This window comes from Planktothrix sp. FACHB-1355, assembly GCF_014748295.1.
Lineage (GTDB): Bacteria > Cyanobacteriota > Cyanobacteriia > Cyanobacteriales > Aerosakkonemataceae > Aerosakkonema > Aerosakkonema funiforme_A.
This window is the reverse complement of record NZ_JACJUP010000333.1, coordinates 1-5940: the sequence shown is the minus strand read 5'-3', so window position 1 is coordinate 5940 and position 5940 is coordinate 1. Positions and strand designations below refer to the sequence as shown.

Sequence of the window (5940 nt, the reverse complement as noted above, 5' to 3'; positions counted from 1 at the left end):
TTGCGTCATAGTTGGCTGGAATTGATTCATCCCTTGGACAGAGACGCTAACTGGCAACAGTTATTGAAAGTCTTGACAGGAGAGATCGATGACTGCGTTTTAGACACACGCTTGCTTCGCAAAGATGGCAATATAGTTTACACCAGAGTTTCGGTAAGCTGCATTAAAAACGAAGCCGGATCGCTCGATCGCCTGATTGCCGTATTCTTAGACATCAGCGATCGCAAACGGGCAGAAGCAGCCCTCAAACAGCAAGCAGCGGCGATCGCAGCTGCCAGCGATGGCATCGCCATCCTCAACTCTAACGGAGAGTATATCTATTTAAACGACGCTCAGCTCAAAATCTTCGGCTACGACAGAACCGAAGAACTATTGGGAAAAAGCTGGCAAGTACTCTACGACGAAGCCGAACTGCAAAGATTTACCAAAGAAATATATCCCAGCTTTTTGCAACAAGGTTGCTGTCGCACAGAAGCAAGAGGTCTGCGAAGAGATGGCACAACATTTCCTCAAGAAGTCACCGTCACCCTGCTGGAAGGAGGCGAGCGACTTTGTATTATCCGCGACATCACCGAACGCAAGCAAGCAGAAGAAGCCCTGCGGGAGAGCCAGCGTTTTATTCAACGAATAGCCGAAGCTACCCCCAATCTTTGGTACATTTACGATCGGATCGAACAGCGCAACATTTATACAAATCGCGAACTTGCCGCTGTGCTGGGCTATACCCCAGAAGAAATTAAAATCATGGGTGAGGCGCTTTTGCCAAATATTATTCACCCCGAAGACTGGGCGGTATTCTCAAAGTACGTAAAGCAGTGGGAGACTGCTTCTGATGGAGACATCCTCGAAATAGAATATCGAGTCAGGGATGCCAAAGGAGAATGGCGGACTTTCATGGGTCGGGAAACCCCCTTTGCCAGAACTCCCGACGGCAAAGTCAAGCAGATTCTCGGCACAGCCACTGACATCACCGAGAGAAAGCGGGTAGAACAAGAATTAGCCGAAAGAGCCAAACAGTCGGCATTAAGGTCTGATATCGGCTTGGCGCTAACGGGGGCGGGCGACTTGGGAGCGATGCTGCGTCGTTGCTGCGAGGCATTGGTAGAACACCTGAATGCTGCCTTTGCCCGCATTTGGACGATCGAATTAAATCCAAACATACTGCAATTGCAAGCTTCTGCCGGAATCTACACCCACATCGACGGCGGTCACGCTCGCATACCCGTGGGCAGCTTCAAGATTGGTTTAATTGCTGCCGAAAAGAAGCCCTACATGACGAATGACCTGCACAACGATCCCAGGATTAGCAACCCGGAGTGGGCGCGGCAAGAAGGAATGGAAGCCTTTGCAGGTTATCCGTTAATTGTCGAAGACCGGGTAGTCGGCGTCATGGCCATCTTTGCCCGCACCTCTCTCAAGGCAAATATACTCGATACCTTAGAGTCGATCGCCAGCCAAGTCGCCTTGGGAATTGAGCGCAAACGAGCCTCGGAAGCTTTGCAGGTGAGCAATGAGCGATTGCAGCTGGCGATGGAAGGCAGCGCCTTGGGATTGTGGGATTGGCACGTTAACACAAAAGATAGCTATTTCGACCCGCAGTGGAAGAAAATGCTGGGGTACGAAGTCGAGGAAATCGAGAATAATTACGAATCTTTCCTGCGCTTAGTACATCCAGAAGACCTACCCAGAGTTGAGGAGAGCAAAAACGCCCATCTGGTCGGCGCGACTCCCGTCTACGAAATCGAATTTCGGATGCTATCGAAGCAGGGAACGTGGAAGTGGATTCTATCCCACGGGAAAGTCACAGAACGGGATGAAATCGGTCAGCCCCTGCGGATGACGGGAACGCACAGAGATATTACTCATCGCAAACAGGCAGAGGAAAAACTGCGGCTCTACCAAGAGATATTTTTGAACTCCACCGATGCGATCGGTATCATTGACCCTGACGGTTTTTACCTGGAACAAAATGCCGCCCATCAAGAGCTGTTTGGATACAGCGACGCCGAACTAAAAGGACAGACACCTCAACTCATAGGCAAAGAGGATTTTGTACTTGTTGCGGAAAGTTTAGCCGCCATCGGCAAGTTTCGCGGTGAAATTACTTGCCACACTAAAGACGGCAAAATAGTCGAAATCGATGCTTCCGCTTTCGCCGTCCTCAATCATACCGGGAATGTGGGTTGTTATGTGGGTGTGATCCGCGATATCACCGAACGCAAACAAGCAGAAGAAGAACGCCAAAAATTTGTTTCTCTGATCGAAAACAGCAGCGACTTCATTTCCCAAGCATCTTTAGATGGCAAAATTTGCTTTCTCAACGAAGCCGGACGCCGACTCGTGGGTTTAAAAGATTTGTCGGCAGTTTTTTCTACCAATATATTGGATTATGTTCCCCAAGCACTACACCAGGAATTTAGTCAAACAATTTTAGCAACTGCACTCAGCGAAGGACGCTGGCAAGGAGAAACACAACTACAACACTTCCGCAACGGTAAAATCATTGATGTTTTGATGAATGTTTTTCTTGTTAAAGATCCGAAAACTAAAGAACCGATCTGTCTGGCGGCAGTAGTGCGCGACATTAGCACTAGCAAGCAAGTAGAACGCTCTTTGCGACAATCGGAACAGCGCCTGGGGCAACTGTTTTTGCGGGAGCGGTTGGTTTCCTCGATCGCCCATCGGGTGCGCTCCTCTCTCAATCTCACTCAAACACTCAGCACCACTACAGAAGAAGTGCGGCAATTACTCTCGACCGATCGCGTCGTTATTTACCGCTTCCGCCCAGACTGCTCAGGCTATATAATTGTTGAATCCGTTAACGAGCCTTGGATATCGCTTTTGGGGAGAGAAATTCAAGATCGGTGCTTTAATAATTCTTATTTCGCTCTGTACGGTCAAGGTCGAATTCGAGCAATTGATGATATTTATGGCGGTGATTTAAAAGATTGCCACATCGCCCTATTAGAACAATTTCAAGTCAGAGCTAACTTAATAGTTCCGATTATCATCCAAGATGGGGGAATACTGGAAGCAGGTAATGAGGCATCGGAAAGCGACCTCTATCCCCAATGCCCTACACCCCAGGCACAATTATGGGGATTGCTGATCGCCCACGAATGTCAGGGTGCAAGGACTTGGACTGAAGCGGAAACAGAGCTTTTACGACAGCTGAGCGTACAGCTGGCGATCGCCATCCAGCAATCGACTTTGTTCGAGCGATCGCAACAAGCGCGAGAGGAAGCATTGCAAGCTTCCCGTATGAAGTCCTTGTTCCTCGCCAATATGAGTCACGAAATCCGCACTCCCATGAATGGCGTGGTGGGGATGACCGACTTACTTCTGAAAACCGAGCTAACTGCCGAACAGCGGGACTTTGTACAAACTCTCAGAATCAGCGCTCAAACTCTGCTGACTCTGATCAACGATATTCTCGACTTCTCCAAACTCGAAGCTGGAGAAATGCGACTGGAGAAGGTGGATTTTGACTTAAATGTTTGTCTGGAAGAAGTGCTGGATTTGCTCGCGCCCTCCGCAGAAAATAAGGGACTGGAATTAGCTGGATTAGTCGATCGCAACGTCAACAGACAAATCAACGGAGATCCCGCCCGTCTGCGCCAAATCCTCATGAATTTGGTGGGCAATGCCATCAAATTCACCGATAAAGGAGAAGTGGTAATTGAAGTTACCATTGCGGGAAACCCCACCCACGGAGAGCAGGAAAGTCAAAAGTCAAAAGTCAAAAGTCAAAATTCTTCCTCTTCTGTCTTCCCTCCCCCACTCCCCCCATCCCTCACTCCTCCCTTAAGTCTCCTATTTTCTGTGCGCGATACGGGTATTGGTATCAGCCCAGAAGGTAAGAAAAAGCTGTTTCAATCTTTTTCCCAAGTCGATGATTCTACTACCCGCGAATACGGAGGTACCGGTTTGGGTCTGGCAATTTGCAAGCAGCTGGTGGAATTGATGGGAGGAGAAATTGGCGTAGAAAGTACTTTCGGAGTCGGCTCAACTTTTTGGTTTACTCTCCCTTTAACGCCACCAATTTCACCTTCTTCACCCACGCCAGAAGTTACTTCGCTTTCCGGGCTAAAAATGCTCGTGGTCAGCAATAGACCTACCGTGCGAAAAATAGTGCGTTCTCTCGCAACTTGGTGGGGTATGGAGGTAAGCGAAACCGATCGCACTTGGATGGCAATGATCGCTGTGCGAAATGCCACCGCTGAAAATCGTCCCTACGATATCGCTCTCGTCGATATGCAGCTTGAGGAATTAAGCGACAAAACACTGCAACGCACGATTACCTCAGAACCATTAATGCAGCAAACGAAATGGGTTCTCCTCACCCAGGCGAAACAGCGTGAAAAGATTAAAGATTTGGTTGAGGAGGGTTTAGCTGACTATTTAACTAAACCTGTGAAAGCTACCCGTTTGTTTGACAGTTTGCTGAATGCGGCGAACAGGGAGAACGGCAGAGTCAAAAGTCAAAAGTCAAAAGTCAAAATTCCTCCTCTTCCCCTCACCCCTCACTCCTCTCCCACTCCAACACAAAATTTTAAAATTCTCTTAGTTGAGGATACTCCGGTTAACCAAAAAGTCGGTTTGAATCAACTGAAAGTTTTGGGCTACCAGGCAGATTGTGTCAATAACGGTCAAGAGGCAATAGATATTTTGGCATCACAGGATTACGACATCGTATTAATGGATTGTCAAATGCCGGTGATGGATGGCTATGAAGCAACAAGAAGGTTGCGTCGTCTCTATGGTACTCGTCATAAGATCGTTGCTATGACAGCAAATGCTTTAGTCGGAGAACGGGAAAAATGTCTGGCTGCTGGCATGGATGACTACATCAGCAAACCGATCGATCTTAACCAACTCCAAACAGTTTTAGAACGCTGGGTATCCCAATTACAAATAAAAAACCAAAAGATCGAAATGGAATCTGACATCTCTGAAAGCATTACATCGGGAAATTTTAGTACTGCAAAAGGTAAAGATAGCCCCAAAAATTCAATTGCCGATCTTACTACAGTCGCCTCATCGGTAGACATTATAGATATTGAACGCCTGCACCAAATTTGTAAGGGTGATGTAGAGTTTCAAGCAGAACTTCTGCAAGCTTTTGTGGAAGATGGGGAAATGTATATCCAAGAGGCCAAACAAGCCATCTTGTCAGGAGATTGCGACACTCTCGCACGTCGCGCTCACCAAATCAAAGGCGGGAGCGCTACAGTTGCGATTCGATTGATGCCCGATATTGCCGATCGACTTGAAAGTCAGGCAAAATTAAATAATCTAGAGGGTGCAGATGAAGCGATCGCAGAATTAGAAAGGATTTTTGAGAATGTAAAAAATTTCGTAGCTAATAGCTCATAAGTAGGGATTTTGGATTTTGGATTTTGGATTTTGAATTTTGGATTTTGGATTTTGAATTTAAAAAAATGTGGGAACTTTTGCAACAATTACTATCCCCAACTCAGTATATACCTCACGGTCACTGCTACCTGTGGCAAACTCCGCTGGTTTGGCTGCACATAGTTTCAGATTTAGCGATCGCGTCTGCGTATTTCTCTATTCCGGCGATGCTAATATATTTTATCTGCAAGCGGCAAGATATTCCCTTTTCAGGAATATTTGCCCTATTCGGAGCCTTCATTATCCTCTGCGGCACAGGTCACTTACTGGAAATTTGGACGCTTTGGCATCCAGCTTACTGGCTATCGGGTTTGGAAAAAGCACTGACTGGCTTGGTTTCCTGCTTCACAGCGGGGCAAATGGTAACCCTGTTGCCCCACTTCCTGGCGCTGAAAACTCCAGAGCAACTAGAAAAAATTAATCGGGAACTGGAAAAAGAAATAGCCGAGCGTCAGCGAGCAGAAGAAGTTCTACACAATGTTGTAGTAGCAACAGCTTCTGTAACGGGTGAAGAATTCTTTTCAG

General features: G+C 47.2%; 1 protein-coding gene and 1 pseudogene. Both read left to right on the top strand.

Annotated features, from left to right (window positions below; translation table 11 throughout):
• Complete coding sequence (locus H6S82_RS15135; protein ID WP_277926451.1) at nucleotides 1-5376, top strand: PAS domain S-box protein; 5376 nt, start codon at nucleotides 1-3, stop codon at nucleotides 5374-5376.
• A gap of 65 nt (nucleotides 5377-5441) precedes the next feature.
• Nucleotides 5442-5940: pseudogene (locus tag H6S82_RS15130) on the top strand (histidine kinase); the annotation flags it as partial.